The sequence below is a fragment of the Kitasatospora sp. NA04385 genome (genome assembly GCF_013364235.1).
GTDB lineage: Bacteria > Actinomycetota > Actinomycetes > Streptomycetales > Streptomycetaceae > Kitasatospora.
The window spans coordinates 8,232,808-8,249,942 of the sequence record NZ_CP054919.1; the positions used below are offsets into that span (position 1 = coordinate 8,232,808).

Sequence of the window (17,135 nt, forward strand, 5' to 3'; positions counted from 1 at the left end):
CCGCCACCAGGGCCCGGGGCACCGACGTGCGGGGCGGGGCACCGGCGCGCGGGCTCACTCCGGCAGCAGGCCGTACTCCTTCAGCAGCGCGCCGATCTCCGAGGTCTCCAGCCGCGCCTCCAACCGCCTGCGCAGCACGTGCGGCCCCGGCAGGCCCACCGGCGCGCCGTCGCGCAGCCGGCTCGCCGCGTTCAGCAGCGCCCGCACGTCGTACGTCGACCCGAACACCTCCGGCACGCCGCGCTCCACCCCCAGCAGCCGGTAGACCGCCTCCATGGCGGAGCGCACCGAGTACTCGGTGGTGAAGATGCAGTCCCGGCTGCCCGTCTCGGCGAACTGCCCGACGAACGCGAAGTTCACCGCCCCCGGCGGCACCACGTCCGGCCGGTCACCGGCCCGGCGCGGCATGAAGAACGAGGTCACGTACGGCATCATCACCGGCACGCACTTCGCCGCCTCCGCCGCCAGCCGATCGATCAGCTCCACCGGCACGCCCAGGTGGTACAGCCACTCGCGGGTGATCTCCTCGCCGGTGCACTCCTGCATCGGCTTCCGCACGTAGTCGCCGGGCCGGTCCACGAACAGCGAGTACAGCCAGACCACGACCTGGTCCTCCGGCTGCTGCTTGAAGTGCGGCTGCCGGTTCACCGTCCAGCTCAGCAGCCAGGACGAGTCGCGGACGGTGACGATCCCGCCGGTCACCACCCGGCCCGAGAACGGGTCCCGCTTGCACACCTTCCGGATGTACTCCGGGATCCGGTGGTCCAGCGTGGTCACCGTCGCCGACTCCCACTTGGTCTGCGGGACGTGCGCGCCGAACACGTCCGGGCGGCCGAAGTCCGGGTGCTTGGCGGCGATCCGCCGCCACAGGTCCCAGGCCGGGGCCGGACCCTCGTCCAGCTTCGCCGGGGTGTGCTGGTCGCCGTTGTCGGAGTTCTCGGTCAGCGAGCCGATCGTGGTGAACAGCAGGTCGTCCGCCGTCAGGTCGACCCCGCCCGGCTCGCCCTCCGACACCCAGTGCAGCCGGGTCGCCTGCTTGCGGCCGTCCGCGAAGGAGAAGTCGACGTCCGTCACCTCGGTGCCGAACCGGAAGACCACCCCCTGGTCCAGCAGCCAGCGGTACAGCGGCAGCACCAGCGACTCGTACTGGTTGTACTTGGTGAACTTCAGCGCCGAGAAGTCCGGCAGGCCGCCGATGTGGTGCACGAAGCGGTGCAGGTACAGCTTCATCTCCAGCGCCGAGTGCCACTGCTCGAACGCGAACATGGTCCGCCAGTACAGCCAGAAGTTCGACGCCAGGAACTCCTCGCCGAACACCTCGTCGATCCGCTTGCCCTCCATCTCCGCGCGCGTCGCCAGGAACACCTTCAGCAGGTCCCGCTGCGCCCGGTTCCCCAGCGCGAACAGGCCGTCGGTGCCCGCGTCCAGGCCCTGCCGGTGGGTGACGCGCCGGAGCGAGAAGTTCGGGTCGTCCTTGTTCAGCCAGTAGAACTCGTCCAGCACGCTGGCCCCCGCCACCTCGATCGACGGGATCGAGCGGAACAGGTCCCACAGGCACTCGAAGTGGTCCTCCATCTCCCGGCCGCCGCGCACCACGAACCCGCGCTTCGGCTCCTTGATGCCGTCCAGCGCCCCGCCCGGCAGCTTCAGCCGCTCCAGCACGGTGATCCGCTCGCCCGGCAGCTGCCCGTCCCGGACCAGGAACGCCGCCCCCGCCATCGACGCCAGACCCGCCCCCACGAACCACGCGCTCTTCCCGTCCACCCCCGCCGGCTTGCGGGGACGGGCGAACGCCTCGTAGTTGCCGCTGCTGTAGTACACGTCCGCACTCCCTCTGCCGCTCCCGTACGGACGGGCCCCGCGTCGTCGCCCGTCCCGTGCCCCACCCAACCCGCGCCCGCGGCCCGGCGCGCCCGGCACTGCGCCGTCCGGGCGAGCCCGGACGGGGGACGGGGGCGGGGTGCGGGGCGGGGTGCGGGACGGGCCGAGGAGGTGTCAGCGGCGGTGGATAGGGTCGGCGGGACCGGCGGACGAACGGGGGAGCACGGTGATGGGAACGACGCAGCGGCAGCTGGTCCGGCAGGCCCGGGAGGACGGCATCGAGGCGCTGCTGGGCGGGGCGGCCGTCCTCGACGGCAGCGGGCGCGTCCTGCTGGTCCGGCGCAACCCGGACGACCACTTCGGCGGCCTGTGGGAGATCCCCGGCGGCTCGCTCGACCCCGGCGAGGAGCCCTCGGCCGGCGCCGCCCGCGAGCTCGCCGAGGAGACCGGGCTCACCGGCCTCGACCTGGCCTACCTGCACGCCGCCGACTTCACCGGCCGCAGCGGCCTCCGGGCCCGCCAGTTCGCCTACACCGGCACCGTCCCCGACGGCACCCCCGTCACGCTCACCGAGCACGACGCCCACCGGTGGGTGCCGCTCGACGCCCTCCCCGAGGTCAGCGCCCACCACCGCGAGATCCTCGACCGGCTGCGCGCGCGGTAGCGGCACCGGCCGGCCGGGCCCGGGGCTGGCCGATCGGGTGACAGTGCGTCAACGAAGCACTAGGCGGGTGCCGTCCTGGTGATGACTGGGCGTGACCGCCGATCGGTTCGGCGGCCGCCCCCCCCGCGGACGCCCCGCCCACGGGCGCCCCACCCTCCCCGCCGGACCCGAGCAGGAGAGACATGCCCCGCACCCCCTGGCGCCGCCGCCTGCCGGCGGCCCTCGCCGTCCCCGCGAGCGTCCTCGCGCTGAGCGCCGCCGCACCCGGCCCGGACCCCGCGCCGGGCCCCGCCGCGATGCCGCCCGCCGCGATGCCGCCCGCCGCCCGCGACGCCGAACCGGTCTGCACCGGCCCCGCCGGGCCCGCGGTCCCCGTCACCGGGGGCACCGTCACCTGGTGCCCCACCCGGGACGGCGGCCGACTGCTCTTCACCAACACCGGGCCCGCACCGGCCGACCTCTCCCTGGTCGTCTACGACTGCGACGGCGGCAAGGCCCCCGCCGTGGACGCCGCCAGGTGCGCCGCCACCCTGAAGGGCACCCGGGACGTCATCTGGCAGCGGATCGAACCCGCGCAGTCCGTGCACGCCGACTTCACCATCCCCAAGGGCGCCAACGCCCAGGTGTGGTGGAGCGCCGACGGCACCGACCGGGCCACCGGCCTCAAACTCCTGGGGACGCCGTGGAACTCCTGACCGCCGCCCGCCCGCTGCGCACCCTCGCCGCCCGCCCGCTGCGCCCCCTCGCCGTCCTGCTGCTCGCCGCCGCCCCGACGGCCGCCCCGGCCGTCCCCGCGGCCGCCACCCCGGCCCCGACGCCCCCCGTCGCCGCCGCCGTCAGCAACCCGCCCGGCGTGCACGTCCTCAACGGCGACAGCCGCGCGCCCCGGCACACCGAGTGCCCGGCCGGCTGGGTCTGCCTCTACGACGGCGCCCACTTCGACCACGCCGCCGTCGCCCTGCTGCCCGGCACCGCGCTCCCCGACACCGAGCGCCTCGACCTCCCCGACGGCTCCCGGTTCACCGGCGAGCAGGGCGTCTCCGCCTGGATCAACAACTCGCCCGTCACCTACTGCTGGTACCCCGGCAAGGACTACGGGGGCACTGCCGTCACGATGGCCCCCGCCACCCGGGGCAACGCCCACGGCAACGCGCTCAAGTCGCTGCGCCCGTGCTGAACCCGCCGCGCCCGATCCTCGGTTGACGCCGCCCGCCGGACCCCCGCCCGCCGGACCCGCGCCCGCCGGACCCCGCCCCGGGCCTGCCGACCGACGACGGCACCTCCCGGGGCGGGGGAGTGGCATGATCCGTCCACCCGACGGACTGTCATGATCCGGCCCGCGGAAGGACGGTGCGGACGTTCGCACCCGGTGGATATCCTGCGCGAAGACGGCCCGGGGAGCACCGGCCGAGCACCGAGGGGGATACCGAGTCGATGTCGTACCTGCGCACCTTCCTGCCCTGGATCGTCTTCGCGGCGGTCCCCGCCGAGCAGTGGCAGTGGGCCGCCCTGGCCGGTCTGGCCGTTGCCGCCGCCGTCATCGCCCAGCAGCGCCGGGCCGGTGCCGGGTGGGACGCGCTGATCATCGAGACCGGCTCCGCGCTGTACTTCGCCGCGCTGGCCGCACTCGCCTTCGCCGACCCGCACTCCGGCCTCCGCGACTACTCCGCCGCCCTGTCCTCCGCCGTCCTCGCGCTGATCGCCGGCGTCTCGCTGCTGATCGGCCGGCCGTTCACGCTCGGCATCGCCAAGCGCACCACGCCGCAGGAGTTCTGGACGCTCAAGCCGTTCATCCGGATCAACACCGTCATCACCGCGGTGTGGACCGCCGCCTTCGCGGTCACCGCCGTCGCGCTCGCCGCGATCGCCCACGCCGGGGACGGGCGCTCCGCCGCCGCCCTGGCCGTCCAGATCGCGGGCTTCGCCGTCCCCATGGTGTTCACCGTCCGGTACGTCGCCGTCGCCCGGGCCCGCGCCCAGCAGCGCCCGCCGCAGGACTGAGGACGCCGCCGCCCCTGCCGGGAGGCCCGCGAGACCCGGGAGGCCTGCGCGGCAGGGGCGGCAGGGGCGTGGCGTGCGGGGGCGGGGAGCGGTGAGGGTCCGGCGGGCCCCGGCGGACCGGCGGGAAGGGTGGGGCGAGGGTGCGGGGAGGTTCGAGGAGCCGACGGGGTGGGCAGGTCCCTGCCAATCCTGTCCGTTGCTCGATCCTCTTCCACCCGCGGAGGCTGTCGAATGAAGCGCACGACCTGGGGTGCCGGGCTGACCGTCCTGGCCATGGTGTCGCTCGCCCTGTCCACCACCACCGGCCCGGCGTCCGCCGCCGCCCCCACCGCCGGGAGCACCACCGGGGGCGCCGCCACCGGGTGCACCTACACCGCCGCCGTGCCCGCCGACAACTTCAAGGGCATCCCGGTCTTCGACGCCAAGAAGGCCGCCAAGCCCTACAGCGCCACCCTCCGCACCAGCCAGGGCGCGATCACCTTCCAGGCGCTCACCGACCAGGCCCCCTGCACCACCTACTCGTTCCGCTTCCTCGCCGAACGCGACTACTTCGACCGCACCCACTGCCACCGCCTCACCACCCAGCGGCTCTACGTCCTGCAGTGCGGCGACCCCACCGGCACCGGCAGCGGCGGCCCCGGCTACTCCTTCCCCGACGAGAACCTGACCGGCGCCACCTACCCCGCGGGCACCGTCGCGATGGCCAACGCCGGGCCGAACACCAACGGCAGCCAGTTCTTCCTCGTCTGGAAGGACACCAAGCTCTCCCCGGCCTACACCCCCTTCGGCCGCGTCACGGCCGGCCTCGACGTGCTGCAGAAGATCGCCGCCGGCGGCGAGGACGACCAGAACGGCCCCGGCGACGGCTTCCCGACGCTGCCCGTCAACATCCGCAACGTCGGGATCTCCAAGCGCTGACCCGCCCCTCCCGGGCAGGCCGGGGAGAGCCGGCAACGCCCGGAGGAACGCCCCGGCGGCGCGCTACGCCGCCGGGGCCAGCGCCCCGCACAGGTGGTTGCCCGGGTCCGCCGGGTCCGCGCTGATCCAGAACTGCGCCCACAGCTCGGTGAACTCCTCCCGGGAGAGGAAGCCGTCGCCGTCCAGGTCGACCAGCTCGAACACCCCCGTGGTGTCGGTCGGCCGCCCGTTCCACACGTCGACCAGGCGGCGGTGCTCCTCCCGGGAGATCCGGCCGTCGCCGTTCTCGTCGATCGCCTCGAAGACGGTGTCCGCCGTCGTCGTCACCGCCTCCCGCATCTCGGGCAGCCGGTCCACCATGGCCAGGATCTCGTCCATGTCCACCAGCCCGTCGCCGTTGGTGTCCGCCGCCTCGTACAGCGCGTCCCACCAGCCGAGCATCACCCGCTCCACCCGGGCCGCCAGCTCCGGGTCCGCCGCCACCCGGGGCAGCCGGCCCCAGCGGTCCGCCAGCGCCCGGAAGTCCTCCCGGTCGAGGTAGCCGTTCCCGTCGGTGTCGAACGCATGGAACATGCTGGTCAGCTTGTAGCGCTGGAACTCGCTCGCCATGGCCGTGCCTTTCCCTGGAACCTCTCGCGACGTGCGAGGCTGATCCTTTCCACTCCGCACCGCCCTACGGCGGCGTGCGGTCGTACGCCGCGCACGCGCACGCGCGCCCCGGGCGCGCGGCACCGCCCGCACGCCGGGCGCCGGTCGGGCATCTGCGGCAAAGGCGAAGGGCCACTTCTGCAAGGCTCCTGACGACCCCTAAGGTGACGGCCATGACCACCACGGGGAACCCCAGGGACGACGACCGCACCGACATCCGGATCAGCCTGATCGGCGGCACCCGGCTGGAGGGCCGGGAGATCCACGCCCGCACCCTCACCGCCTCCCTGGTCGGCGGCGCCGACATCGACCTCACCGACCTCGACATCCCGGACGGCGCCGAACTGCGGATCACCAAGCTCAGCCTGGTCGGCGGCGTCTCCCTGCGGGTCCGCCCCGAGGTCCGGGTGGTCGTCACCGGCATCCGGATCGGCGGGGTCAGCGACGACGGCCCCACCGGCGAGGGCGGGCCCACCGTCCACGTCGCCGCCTGGGGCCTGGTCGGCGGCGTCCGCGTCCACCGCGACTGACCGGCCCCGGGAGCGCCCCGGGACCGCTCGCCGCCCGCCCGCCGACCGCTGTTCCGGACCGCCCTGTCGGACCGTCCGGAACAGCGGCTATTGTGGCCCGCGCGCCGGAACACGGCGGCACGTACCGGTGGAACAGCAAGAAGAGGGGTGGGTCCGGTGGCGGACATCGAAGCGGCACGGACGGCTTTCGCGCGCCTGGACGTCGACGGCGACGGGCGGGTCACCGCGCGCGAGTACAAGACGGTCATGGCCCAGCTCGGCGACTACCACGTCACCGAGACGGTCGCCCAGGCGATCATCAACGCCAAGGACGCCAACGGCGACGGCAAGCTCTCCTTCGAGGAGTTCTGGGCCTCCGTCCAGGGCTGACCGCCGAGCGCCCCCGCCCCCTCCGGCCGGAGGGGGCGGGTGAGGTGCGGCACACCCGCACCGGCCCGACCGGCCGGAACGCCCCCGGCCCCGGCCGCCGGGCTTGGCCACTGGCCCCCGCCCGCCGTACAACTGGCGGATGCCGCCGAACGACCTCCGCCGCCGCCACCTCGCCGCCCGGGCCACCGCGCCCACCTACCCCGAGGTCGGCGCCACCGCGGCCGCCGCGCTGCCCGCCGGCTACTCCTGGCTGCGCCGCCGCGTCCACCTCGGCCACGGCCCCGCCGTCCTGGAGCGCGCCGGGGCGTACGTCCTCGGCTGGGGCGCCCAACTCGGCTCCGGCTTCGGGGTGTACCCGCCGGCCGAGCCCGCCGCCCCCGGCGCCACCGTCCTGCTCCGGCTCGCCCTGCCCGGGCTGCGCCTGCCCCGCCTGGTCATCCCGTGCCGGGTGGTCTGGACGGTCGAGGCCCCCGACCGGATCGGTTTCGCCTACGGCACCCTGCCCGGGCACCCCGAGTGCGGCGAGGAGTCCTTCACGGTGAGCATGGACGCCGACGGCGAGGTGTGGTTCGAGGTGGCCGCCTTCTCCCGGCTCGCCTCCTGGTACGCCCGGCTCGGCCGCCCCGTCGCGCTCGCCCTCCAGCACCTGGCGATCGAGCGCTACCTGCGGGCCGTCGCCCGCGCGGCGGCCACGGCCTGACCCGAACGCCCGGCGGCACCGGCCCCGGTGCAGACGCCGGTCCGGCCCGGGCACCGATTCGGGCCCCGGCCCCGGGTCAGGCGGCGGCGGCGAACGCCCGCACCGCCGCGGACGCGACGGACTCCACCAGCGCGATGCCGGCCTCCTCGCTCGCCGAACCGTCGCTCAGCACCGACACCAGCAGGCTCCGGCCGCCGTACTCGATCCGGCCGATGCTGTTGACCACCCACAGCCCGGTGCTGTCCCGGGGCAGCCAGCCGTTCTTCAGCTGCACCGCGCCGCCCTGGTCGGCCGCCGAGACGCCCCAGTCCTGGTCGTCCGCGACCAGGCCCATCAGCTTCGCCAGGTAGGCGCGGGAGGACGGGCCCAGCGGCGAGTCCTCGGTGAACACCACCCGCAGCAGCCGGGCCTGGTCGGCGGCGGTGGTCTCGGTCAGCCCCCAGAAGCCGTCCGTCCCCGCGACCGTCCCGGTCAGCCCGAAGGCCGCATTGGCCGCGTCCAGCCCGCTCGCCCCGCCCACCGCCTCGAACAGGGTGGTCGCCGCGGTGTTGTCGCTCTGCTCGATCATCAGCGCGGCCGCCGCCTTCTGGGTGCTGCTCAGCACGCCGTCGTTCTGGAGCAGCAGTGCGGCCAGGATGTCGACCTTGACGATCGAGGCGGTGACGAAGGAGTCCTCGCCCCAGGCCGCGGACGCCCCGGAGGCCGGGTCGGTGACGGTGACGGCGAAGTGCCCGTCGAGGGTGTTCAGCGCGTTGTCCAGGGCGCTGCCCAGAGCGGCGGCCGCGGCGTCCTGCGTCGCGCCGTCGTCCACGTCGTCCGCGTCCTGCGAGCCGTCTGCGTCGTCCGAGCCGTCCGCGGTCGGTTCGGACGACGACACCGCCGCGGAGGCCGCCGCGCTCGCCGGGGCGCCGGCCGTCGGGCGGGAGAGCACCAGCCAGGAACCCAGCGCCGAGAGCGCCACCGCCACGACCACCGCCCGCCTGATCCGCCGGGTGCGCCTGCTGCGACGCTCCTGCCTGCGGGCGGAGGTCCGTGATTCGGGTGGTGCCGTCATGCGGACGATGCTCTGCCGCCCGTCTTGGCCCGCGATGAGCCCCGGCTGAGCCCGCGCTGAGAAGCCGCAGCGGAGATCAACGCAAGAATCCGACAGATTTCTTGCGCAATCACGCAAGCGAATCCGGGCATTCGGCCTGCCCGGCGGGCGAAACGCTCCGACGGGCCTCGACTTCGGCCGCCGTTGCGGCGATAGTTGGGGTGGCCAAGGCCAGCTGAGCTGCCGGGATGTTCGGCCCCGGGTGTCCGCTTCGACTCAGGTCGCTAGTGCGAATCTTGCGCAGATTGCTATACTTCTTGCTGGGCCGTGTTTACGGTGGGGGGCAGGCCGCTCAGCAGCAGAGGAATGGAGCCCCCTCATGGCCCTCGCTTCCGCCTCCCGGCCCCGGCCGCTCCCGTCCATCGTGCGGCCGTCCGCCGTGCGGCCGTCCGGTACCGCCCCGGCCCCCGCGCCCGGGCCGCCGCTGCCGGTCTGGCTGGTGACCGTCCCCACCGCGGCGGCGGACTCCCGGGGCGGCGTCCAGGTCTTCGCGGTCCGGGCCGCCACCGTCCCGGACGCCCTCGCGCTGGCGGAGAGCCGCGCCGCGACGCCGTCCGCCGTGCTCCGCCGCCGCGGCGCCGCGGCCGACCTGGCGCAGGCCACGGCCGCTCCGGCCGCCGGGGGATTCCTGGTCTGAGCTGCCGCGACGGTCTGCGCGGGGGTCCGCCCCGCCGACCGGCACCCGGGGCCGCCCGCCTCCACCGAGGGCGGGCGGCCCCGGGTCTTCCGTATGCGGAGCCTCTTTACGGTCCGTTGACACTCCGCTCATCACTCTGTAACTCTTGGGTGCCCTCACGCAAAAAACAGACAGATGTCTGTCATTTTCTCGACTCTCCTCTCCCCCCACCCACCCCGAGACAGAGGGACGTCATGAGATCCAAGCGCCTACTGCCACGCCTGACGGCGACGTCGGTCGTGACGGGCATGCTCCTGCTCGCCGGGCCCGTACTGCCGGCCCGCGCCGCCGGCGGCCCCGACCTCGCCGCCGGGAAGACCGTCACCGCCAGCAGTGCCAACGGCCAGTACACGGCCGCGAACGTGAACGACGGCAACCAGTCCACCTACTGGGAGAGCGGTAGCGCCGCCCTCCCGCAGTGGGTCCAGGTCGACCTGGGCAGCGCCGCCAAGGTCGACCAGGTGGTGCTGAAACTGCCCGCCGGCTGGGGCGCCCGCAACGAGACGCTGGCCGTCCTCGGCTCCACCGACGGCAGCAACTTCACCCCGCTGGCCGCCGCGGCCGGCTACGCCTTCGACCCGGCGAGCGGCAACACCGTCCGGATCGACTTCCCCGCCGCCACCGCCCGCTGGGTGCGCGTCCAGGTCTCCGCCAACACCGGCTGGCAGGCCGCCCAGATCTCCGAGTTCGAGGTCCACGGCGCGAGCACCGCCTCGGCGAACCTGCTGGCCGGGCGCACCTTCACCGCCGGCGGCACCTCGCAGAACTACGGCGCGGGCAACGTCGGCGACGGCAACCAGGCCACCTACTGGGAGAGCGCCAACAACGCCTTCCCGCAGTGGATCCAGGGCGACCTGGGCTCCGCCGCCAAGGTCGACCGGCTGGTGCTGAAGCTCCCGGCCGGCTGGGAGCAGCGCACCGAGACCTTCAAGGTGCAGGGCTCCACCGACGGCAGCACCTTCACCGACCTGCTGGCCCCCGCCGCCTACAGCTTCGACCCGGCCGCCGGGAACCAGGTCACCGTCTCGCTGCCCACCAGCACCACCCGCTACCTGCGGCTGCTGTTCACCGCCAACTCCGCCTGGCCCGCCGCCCAGCTCTCCGAGTTCGAGGCCTACGGCCCGACCTCCGGCGACACCCAGGCCCCCACCGCGCCGACCAACCTGGCGTACACCCAGCCCGAGGCCGGCAAGATCAGGCTGACCTGGAGCGCGGCGAGCGACAACACCGCCGTCACCGGCTACGACGTCTACGCCGACGGCCGGCTGGCCGCCTCGGTGGACGGCTCCACGCTGACCTGGACGGACACCCGCCCGGCGAGCGACACCGTCACCTACACCGTCCGGGCCAAGGACGCCGCGGGCAACCAGTCCAACCCCAGCGCGCCCGTCACCCGCACCGGCGAGGCCCCGGGCGACACCGCCAAGCCCAGCGCGCCCGGCAACCTCGCCTACACCGAACCCGCCGCCGGACAGATCAGGCTGACCTGGGACGCCGCCACCGACAACGTCGGCGTCACCGGCTACGACGTGTACGCCGACGGCCAGTTGAAGGCCTCCACCGCCGCCACCGTCCGCACCTGGACGGACAGCCAGCCCGCCACCGCCACCGTCACGTACACCGTGCGGGCCAAGGACGCGGCCGGCAACCAGTCCGACCCGAGCGCCCCGGTCACCCGCACCGGCAGCGGCACCGGCACCCCCGGCAGCAACCTCGCCGCCGGCAAGCCGATCGAAGCCTCCGGCCAGGCCTGGACCTTCGCCCCGGCCAACGCCAACGACGGCAGCCTGTCCACCTACTGGGAGGGCAACTCCGGCGCGTTCCCCAACACCCTGACGGTCCACCTGGGCAGCGACGCCGACCTGCAGAACGTCGTCGTCAAGCTCAACCCCGACGCCTCGTGGGGCGCCCGCACCCAGAACATCCAGGTGCTCGGCCGGGCCGACGGCGCCACCGCCTTCACCAGCCTGAAGGGCGCCGCCGACTACCGCTTCGACCCCGCGAGCGGCGCCAACACCGTCACCGTCCCGGTCACCGGCCGGGCCGCCGACCTCCAGCTGAAGTTCACCTCCAACACCGGCGCCCCCGCCGGGCAGGTCGCCGAGCTCCAGGTCGTCGGCACCCCCGCACCCAACCCCGACCTCACCGTCACCGACGTGGCGTGGTCCCCGGCCGACCCGGACGAGACCACCGCGATCACCCTGCGCGCCACCGTCAAGAACACCGGCAACCTGCCCGCCGCCGCCACCACCGCCGACCTGCTGCTCGGCGGCGCGCTCGCCGACAGCGTCGACGTCCCCGCGCTGGCCGCCGGCGAGTCCGCCACCGTCAGCAAGGCGATCGGCACCCGCCCGCAGGGCAGCTACCTGCCCAGCGTCCGGGTCGACCCGAAGAACACCGTCCGGGAGCGCAACGAGGACAACAACCTGCTCGCCGCGAGCAGCCCGATCACCGTCCGCCAGGCGCCCGGCCCCGACCTCGAAGTCCTCGACGTCACCCCCAACCCGGCCAGCCCCGCGGCCGGCGCGGCCACCTCCTTCACCGTCAAGCTCCACAACCGCGGCATCGACCCGGCACCCGCCGGAGTCACCCGGCTCACCGTCGGCACCGCCACCCTGGACACCGCCACCCCCGCCATCGGCGCCGGACAGACCCTCACCCTCCCCGTCACCGGCACCTGGACCGCCGTCGCCGGCGGCGCGACCGTCGCCGTCACCGCCGACGCCACCAACACCGCCAAGGAGACCAACGAGGGCAACAACACCTACAGCAAGGCCATCGTGGTCGGCCGCGGCGCCGCCGCCCCCTTCACCTCCTACGAGGCCGAGGACGGCAGCTACCAGGGCGAACTGCTCCAGGCCGACGCCACCCGGACCTTCGGCCACACCAACTACGCCTCCGAGTCCTCCGGCCGCAAGTCGGTCAAGCTGACCGCCACCGGCCAGTACGTCGAGATCACCTCCACCGTCCCCACCAACTCCATCGTGGTGCGCAACTCCATCCCCGACGCCCCCGGCGGCGGAGGCATCGACGCCACCCTCAGCCTCTACGCCGACAACGTGTTCGTGCAGAAGCTGAACCTCACCTCCAAGTACAGCTGGCTGTACGGCAACACCGACCAGCCCGAGGGCCTCACCCAGACCCCGCAGGCCGACGCCCGCCGGCTCTTCGACGAGACCCACGCGCTGCTGCCCAAGAGCTACCCCGCGGGCACCAAGCTGCGCCTGCAGCGCGACAGCGGCGACACCGCCTCCTCCTACACGATCGACCTGATCGACCTGGAGCAGGTCGCCCCGCCCAAGGCCAAGCCGGCCGAGTGCACCTCGATCACCGACTTCGGCGCCGTCCCCGACGACGGCAAGGACGACACCGCCGCGATCCAGGCCGCCGTGACGGCCGACCAGAACGGCAGCATCTCCTGCGTCTGGATCCCCCAGGGCCAGTGGCGCCAGGAGCAGAAGATCCTCACCGTCGACCCGCTGCACCGCGGCAACTACAACCAGGTCGGCATCCGCGACGTCACCATCCGCGGCGCGGGCATGTGGTACTCGCAGTTCTACACGCTCACCGAACCGCAGAACGTCGTCGGCGGCATCAACCACCCGCACGAGGGCAACTTCGGCTTCGACATCGACGACAACACCAAGATCTCCGACGTCGCGATCTTCGGCTCCGGCCGGATCCGCGGCGCCTCCGACGGCTCCGAGGGCGGCGTCGGCCTCAACGGCCGGTTCGGCAAGAACACGAAGATCGAGAACGTCTGGATCGAGCACGCCAACGTCGCCGTCTGGGTCGGCCGCGACTACGACAACATCCCCGACCTGTGGAACCCCGCCGACGGACTCCAGTTCAGCGGCATGCGGATCCGCGACACCTACGCCGACGGCATCAACTTCGCCGACGGCACCCGCAACTCCACCGTGTTCAACTCGACCTTCCGCACCACCGGTGACGACTCGATGGCCGTCTGGTCCAACAAGTACGTCAAGAACACCGCCGTCGACATCGGCCACGACAACGCCTTCGTCAACAACACCGTCCAGCTCCCGTGGCGCGCCACCGGCATCGCGGTCTACGGCGGCTACGGCAACCGGATCGAGAACAACCTGGTCTACGACACCGCCAACTACCCCGGCATCATGCTCGCCACCGACCACGACCCGCTGCCCTTCTCCGGACAGACCCTGATCGCCAACAACGCGATCTACCGCAGCGGCGGCGCGTTCTGGAACGAGGCCCAGCAGTTCGGCGCGCTCACCCTGTTCGCCGCCAACCAGGACATCCCCGGCGTCGTCATCCGCGACACCGAGATCCACGACAGCACCTACGACGGCATCCAGTTCAAGACCGGCGGCGGGACCGTCCCCGACGTCAGGATCAGCAACGTGCGGATCGACAAGTCCAACAACGGCGCGGGCATCCTGGCGATGTCCGGCGCCCGCGGCAGCGCCGTCCTGACCAACGTGCAGATCAGCGGCTCCGCCACCGGCGACGTCGTCCGCCAGCCCGGCACCACCTTCACCATCACCAACGGCTAGCCGACCCGTCCGGCCCGCCGGACCGTCTTGTTCCCGGCCCCCCGGCCGGGAACAAGACGGTCCGCCGTCTTCCGGAGCGCCGCCGGACTCACGGCGGTGCTCCGGAAGACGGCCGTCAGCGGCCGGTGTTGAAGGTCAGCGCCGGGCTCGCGTTGGCGGCCAGGGTGTGCGCGAACTCCGGCCACCAGGCGCCGGCCGCCGGGTCCTCGATGCCGTACTCCGGGTCGACCGGACCGGCCGTGCCGCGGTGGCAGGTGCCGTCGGACTCGCCGATGGTCTTGACGTAGAGGTAGGCGTCGGCGAGCGGCCGGCCGGTGTTCGCGGTGGGGCGGACGCCGATGCCGCGGCCGGGGGCGTTGCACCAGGGCTCGGCGTCGGTGTACTTGCCCGCCGGGGGCACCCAGGCGCCCTGGCCGTTGCGGCTGTTGTCCAGGACGTAGTGCGTCAGGTCCTTCACCGGCGGCGCGCCCACGACCTGGTCGAACCAGGCGTCGGTCCACTTCCAGGTGGACGGGTCGGCGAACTCGACCGCGTTGCCGGGCCGTCCGTCGTTGGGGGCGGCGGGGGAGTAGTACTGGCTGGCGCAGGCGTCGGTCCGGCCGCGGGCCTCGGCCGGGCCCGCGGTGGCGTACCAGACGCACTCGGAGACCCAGGTCGCGTACCGGTTGAGCTGGTCGGTGGGCTGGTAGTTGGAGACGTTCAGGGCGAAGCCCTGGGTCTTGGCCAGGTTCGCCTTGAGCAGCCGTCCGGCCAGCTCGCCGACCGGCTGCCAGTTGCTGCTGCCGCCGTCGAGGTAGACGGAGGTCTTCGGCTCGGCCTCCATGATGTCCACCGCGGCGCGGACGTTGGCGTAGCGCTCCTCGGTGCGGGTGCCGTCCGGGTCGCCCTCCGGGCAGTCCTTGGGCAGCAGGGCCAGGCCGTCGGGTTCGACGATCACCGCGGCGCGGCCGGTGCCGATGCCGTCGGCCACGCCCTGGACCCAGGCGCGGTACTCCTCGGGGCTGTCGGCGCCGCCGGCCGAGTAGAAGCTGCAGTCGCGGCCGGTGACGTTGTAGAGCACGAAGACCGGGACGGTGCCGGTGGCCCTGGCCGCCAGCATGGTCCGCTGGACGACCTTCCTGATCTCGGCGGGGGTGCCGTAGTCCAGCCAGATCGCCTGCGGCCAGCTGGCCAACTGGGCCATCCGCAGGGCGTCCTGCACCTTGCCCGCCTTGAGGTCGGTGACCGCCTGCCGGGCCGCGCCCGCCTCCGGGTCGACGTAGAAGCGGGTGTTCTTGGGCAGGGTGTGGTCGGCGGCCGGGACGCCGGGCGCGGCCACTGCCGCGCCACCGCCCAGGGCGCCGGCGGCGAGTGCCGCGCAGGCCGCGGGGACGAGCAACCGTCTCACTCTGCTCATGGGGGAGGTCTCCTTCGTACGGGGTGGGTGGGGCCGTCCGCCGGGGACGGGTGGGTCCGGGGCGGAGCAGGACGCGGGAGGAACGGCGGTGCGCGGCCCGGGCGGGGCGCCGGTGCGGCGCGGGCCCCGTACGGGCGGGCCGTACTCGGGTGTGCCGTGCGCGGCGGCCGGGGTGGTGGTGGGGCGGACGGGAGGGCCGGGTTCGGGGGCGCCCACTGGAAGCGCTTCCGGTTCTACGGTCGGCCGGGGCCGTCACGGGCACTCATGGTGGGGGGAGCGCGTTGGAAGTGTCAAGGCACAGCGGCGGGCAGGCGCGGGGCGGATGCTCCGGTGCGGGGCCGGGGGCACCGGAAGCGCTACCGGAATTCCGGCCCGATCGGCCCGGTTCCTCACGGTGGAGCGCCCTTCGGGCGGCCGGAGTCGTGGGATCATCGCAGTGTCCGCCGCCACGTGAAACCCGAGGAGCAAGTGTTTCGATGGACCCGTCGCCCAGGCGCATGCCGACCCTCGACGAAGTGGCGGAGCGCGCCGGGGTCTCCCGTACCGCCGCCTCGCGCGTGATCAACAACGTCCCGCACGTCAGCCGGGCCAAGCGGGAGGCGGTGGAGCGGGCGGTCCGGGAACTGGGCTACGTCCCCAACCCGACGGCGCGCGCCCTGGCCACCCGCAAGGTCGGCGCGGTGGTGCTGGCCGCCTCCAGCGACGAGGCCGGGCTGTTCGCCGACCCCTTCTTCGCCGAGGTCGTGGTGGGGGTGAGCGCCGCGCTGGAGCAGTCCGACCTGGAGCTGATCCTGCTGCTGGCCAACACCCCGCGCGGCCGGGAGCGGCTGCGGCAGATGATCCGCTCGCGGCGGGCGGACGGCATCATGCTGATGCCGCTGCACGGCGACGACCCGCTGGGCGGGCTGGGCGACGAGTCCGGCGTCCCGGTGGTCTTCGGCGGCCTGCCGCTGACCGGCGAGCCGCGCTGGTACGTGGACGCCGACAACCGCGGCGGGGCCAGGCTGGCGGCCGAGCACCTGGTGGGCAGCGGCCGGCGGCGACCGGTGATGATCACCGGCCAGGCGGACCAGCTGGTCTCCGCGACCCGCGAACAGGGCTTCGCCGAGGGCCTGCTGCTGGCCGGCGTCCCGCTGCTGGACGTGGCCTCCGGCGACTTCCAGGTGGAGGGCGGCGCCGACGCGATGGACCGGCTGCTGGACGCCCACCCCCGGCTGGACGCGGTCTTCGCCGCCTCGGACAACATGGCGATCGGCGCGCTCCAGGCGCTGCGCCGCCGCGGCCGCCGGGTGCCCGAGGACGTGGCGGTGGTCGGCTTCGACGACCTGGCGGGCGCCCGGGTGGCCAACCCGCCGCTGACCACGGTGCACCAGCCGGTGCGGGCGCTGGGCCACGAGATGGCCCGGATGCTGGTCAGCGCGATCGAGGGCCAGGACCCGAGCCCGCTGATCCTGCCGACCCGGCTGACCGTCCGCGAATCCGCCCCGGCCCGCTGAGGCCCGGACCGGCCCCGTCCGATCGTCCTGATCCGGCAGGGCCGGGCTCCGGCTGACTGGAAGCGCTTCCAAATTGTTTCCGGTTTACCCGGCCGACCCACTTGACACCTCCTGCTTACCGAGCCGAAACTTTCGGCACGGCCGTGGAAGCGCTTCCAGTCACGCTTCCAGTCCTGCTTCCGGCCATGGACCCACGAGTCCCCTCTCCGCACCAGCAAGTCGCCCGGCCCGCGGTCGGCGACGCAGCGCATCCTTGCGCCATGCCCAAGAATGGGAGCGCTCCCA

At 73.7% G+C, this 17,135-nt stretch carries 15 protein-coding genes and 1 pseudogene; 12 read left to right on the plus strand and 4 right to left on the minus strand.

Annotated elements, in window-relative coordinates:
• Positions 1-54 precede the first annotated feature (54 nt).
• Positions 55-1,821 carry an oleate hydratase gene (locus tag HUT16_RS36530; RefSeq protein ID WP_176192286.1) on the minus strand — a complete coding sequence of 589 codons (1,767 nt, stop codon included), beginning with the start codon at positions 1,819-1,821 and terminating at the stop codon, positions 55-57.
• 229 nt (positions 1,822-2,050) lie between these two features.
• Here HUT16_RS36530 and HUT16_RS36535 point away from each other — a divergent pair, with 229 nt between their 5' ends.
• The 5 genes from HUT16_RS36535 to HUT16_RS36555 all read left to right on the plus strand — a co-directional run bounded on the left by HUT16_RS36535 (position 2,051) and on the right by HUT16_RS36555 (position 5,404).
• Positions 2,051-2,485, plus strand: a complete 435-nt coding sequence (locus tag HUT16_RS36535) for an NUDIX hydrolase (RefSeq protein ID WP_176192287.1) — start codon at positions 2,051-2,053, stop codon at positions 2,483-2,485.
• Positions 2,486-2,667: 182 nt separating this feature from the next.
• Entirely contained in the window at positions 2,668-3,180 is a 513-nt protein-coding gene (locus HUT16_RS36540; protein WP_176192288.1) for a hypothetical protein, read from the plus strand.
• Entirely contained in the window at positions 3,168-3,662 is a 495-nt protein-coding gene (locus HUT16_RS36545) for a peptidase inhibitor family I36 protein (protein WP_254898175.1), read from the plus strand. The genes HUT16_RS36540 and HUT16_RS36545 overlap by 13 nt, the downstream gene beginning before the upstream one ends.
• 257 nt (positions 3,663-3,919) lie before the next feature.
• A complete protein-coding gene (locus HUT16_RS36550) occupies positions 3,920-4,486 on the plus strand; it encodes a hypothetical protein (protein ID WP_176192289.1) in 567 nt (188 codons plus the stop codon).
• Positions 4,487-4,717: 231 nt separating this feature from the next.
• On the plus strand, positions 4,718-5,404 hold the full coding sequence (locus HUT16_RS36555) for a peptidylprolyl isomerase (RefSeq protein ID WP_176192290.1): 687 nt from the start codon (positions 4,718-4,720) through the stop codon (positions 5,402-5,404).
• 63 nt (positions 5,405-5,467) lie between these two features.
• Here the strand turns inward: HUT16_RS36555 and HUT16_RS36560 are convergent, their stop codons facing one another.
• On the minus strand, positions 5,468-6,013 hold the full coding sequence (locus HUT16_RS36560; protein ID WP_176192291.1) for an EF-hand domain-containing protein: 546 nt from the start codon (positions 6,011-6,013) through the stop codon (positions 5,468-5,470).
• Positions 6,014-6,225: 212 nt separating this feature from the next.
• Between HUT16_RS36560 and HUT16_RS36565 the strand changes: the two genes are divergently transcribed.
• The 3 genes from HUT16_RS36565 (at position 6,226) to HUT16_RS36575 (ending at position 7,651) form a co-directional block, all read left to right on the plus strand.
• Positions 6,226-6,582 (plus strand): hypothetical protein, encoded by a 357-nt coding sequence (locus tag HUT16_RS36565; protein WP_176192292.1) that lies wholly within the window; start codon positions 6,226-6,228, stop codon positions 6,580-6,582.
• 156 nt (positions 6,583-6,738) lie between these two features.
• The gene (locus HUT16_RS36570) at positions 6,739-6,951 is read left to right on the plus strand and encodes an EF-hand domain-containing protein (protein ID WP_033252119.1); all 213 of its coding nucleotides are present in this window, start codon (positions 6,739-6,741) and stop codon (positions 6,949-6,951) included.
• A 139-nt stretch (positions 6,952-7,090) separates the two neighbouring features.
• Positions 7,091-7,651 (plus strand): DUF1990 family protein, encoded by a 561-nt coding sequence (locus tag HUT16_RS36575; RefSeq protein ID WP_176192293.1) that lies wholly within the window; start codon positions 7,091-7,093, stop codon positions 7,649-7,651.
• Between the two features lie 76 nt (positions 7,652-7,727).
• Here the strand turns inward: HUT16_RS36575 and HUT16_RS36580 are convergent, their stop codons facing one another.
• Positions 7,728-8,705 (minus strand): serine hydrolase, encoded by a 978-nt coding sequence (locus tag HUT16_RS36580; RefSeq protein ID WP_176192294.1) that lies wholly within the window; start codon positions 8,703-8,705, stop codon positions 7,728-7,730.
• Between the two features lie 358 nt (positions 8,706-9,063).
• Between HUT16_RS36580 and HUT16_RS36585 the strand changes: the two genes are divergently transcribed.
• The 3 genes and pseudogenes from HUT16_RS36585 (at position 9,064) to HUT16_RS36590 (ending at position 13,958) form a co-directional block, all read left to right on the plus strand.
• Entirely contained in the window at positions 9,064-9,381 is a 318-nt protein-coding gene (locus tag HUT16_RS36585) for a hypothetical protein (RefSeq protein ID WP_176192295.1), read from the plus strand.
• Between the two features lie 287 nt (positions 9,382-9,668).
• A pseudogene (locus tag HUT16_RS39000) lies at positions 9,669-10,514 on the plus strand (discoidin domain-containing protein); the annotation flags it as partial.
• 453 nt (positions 10,515-10,967) lie between these two features.
• Positions 10,968-13,958 (plus strand): CARDB domain-containing protein, encoded by a 2,991-nt coding sequence (locus tag HUT16_RS36590; protein WP_303392152.1) that lies wholly within the window; start codon positions 10,968-10,970, stop codon positions 13,956-13,958.
• A 115-nt stretch (positions 13,959-14,073) separates the two neighbouring features.
• On the opposite strand, the gene HUT16_RS36595 is transcribed toward HUT16_RS36590, so the two are convergent.
• Positions 14,074-15,354 carry a glycoside hydrolase family 6 protein gene (locus tag HUT16_RS36595; protein ID WP_254898176.1) on the minus strand — a complete coding sequence of 427 codons (1,281 nt, stop codon included), beginning with the start codon at positions 15,352-15,354 and terminating at the stop codon, positions 14,074-14,076.
• A gap of 476 nt (positions 15,355-15,830) precedes the next feature.
• Between HUT16_RS36595 and HUT16_RS36600 the strand changes: the two genes are divergently transcribed.
• Positions 15,831-16,850, plus strand: a complete 1,020-nt coding sequence (locus HUT16_RS36600; RefSeq protein WP_176192296.1) for a LacI family DNA-binding transcriptional regulator — start codon at positions 15,831-15,833, stop codon at positions 16,848-16,850.
• Positions 16,851-17,135 lie beyond the last annotated feature (285 nt).

Excerpts from the sequence above, each read along its gene's own strand:
- HUT16_RS36535 (WP_176192287.1), top strand. The coding sequence starts at position 2,051 with ATGGGAACGACGCAGCGGCAGCTGGTCCGGCAGGCCCGGGAGGACGGC.
- HUT16_RS36560 (WP_176192291.1), bottom strand. The coding sequence starts at position 6,013 with ATGGCGAGCGAGTTCCAGCGCTACAAGCTGACCAGCATGTTCCATGCG.
- HUT16_RS36600 (WP_176192296.1), top strand. The coding sequence starts at position 15,831 with ATGGACCCGTCGCCCAGGCGCATGCCGACCCTCGACGAAGTGGCGGAG.
- HUT16_RS36580 (WP_176192294.1), bottom strand. The coding sequence starts at position 8,705 with ATGACGGCACCACCCGAATCACGGACCTCCGCCCGCAGGCAGGAGCGT.
- HUT16_RS36565 (WP_176192292.1), top strand. The coding sequence starts at position 6,226 with ATGACCACCACGGGGAACCCCAGGGACGACGACCGCACCGACATCCGG.
- HUT16_RS36555 (WP_176192290.1), top strand. The coding sequence starts at position 4,718 with ATGAAGCGCACGACCTGGGGTGCCGGGCTGACCGTCCTGGCCATGGTG.
- HUT16_RS36585 (WP_176192295.1), top strand. The coding sequence starts at position 9,064 with ATGGCCCTCGCTTCCGCCTCCCGGCCCCGGCCGCTCCCGTCCATCGTG.
- HUT16_RS36540 (WP_176192288.1), top strand. The coding sequence starts at position 2,668 with ATGCCCCGCACCCCCTGGCGCCGCCGCCTGCCGGCGGCCCTCGCCGTC.
- HUT16_RS36575 (WP_176192293.1), top strand. The coding sequence starts at position 7,091 with ATGCCGCCGAACGACCTCCGCCGCCGCCACCTCGCCGCCCGGGCCACC.
- HUT16_RS36550 (WP_176192289.1), top strand. The coding sequence starts at position 3,920 with ATGTCGTACCTGCGCACCTTCCTGCCCTGGATCGTCTTCGCGGCGGTC.
- HUT16_RS36595 (WP_254898176.1), bottom strand. The coding sequence starts at position 15,354 with ATGAGCAGAGTGAGACGGTTGCTCGTCCCCGCGGCCTGCGCGGCACTC.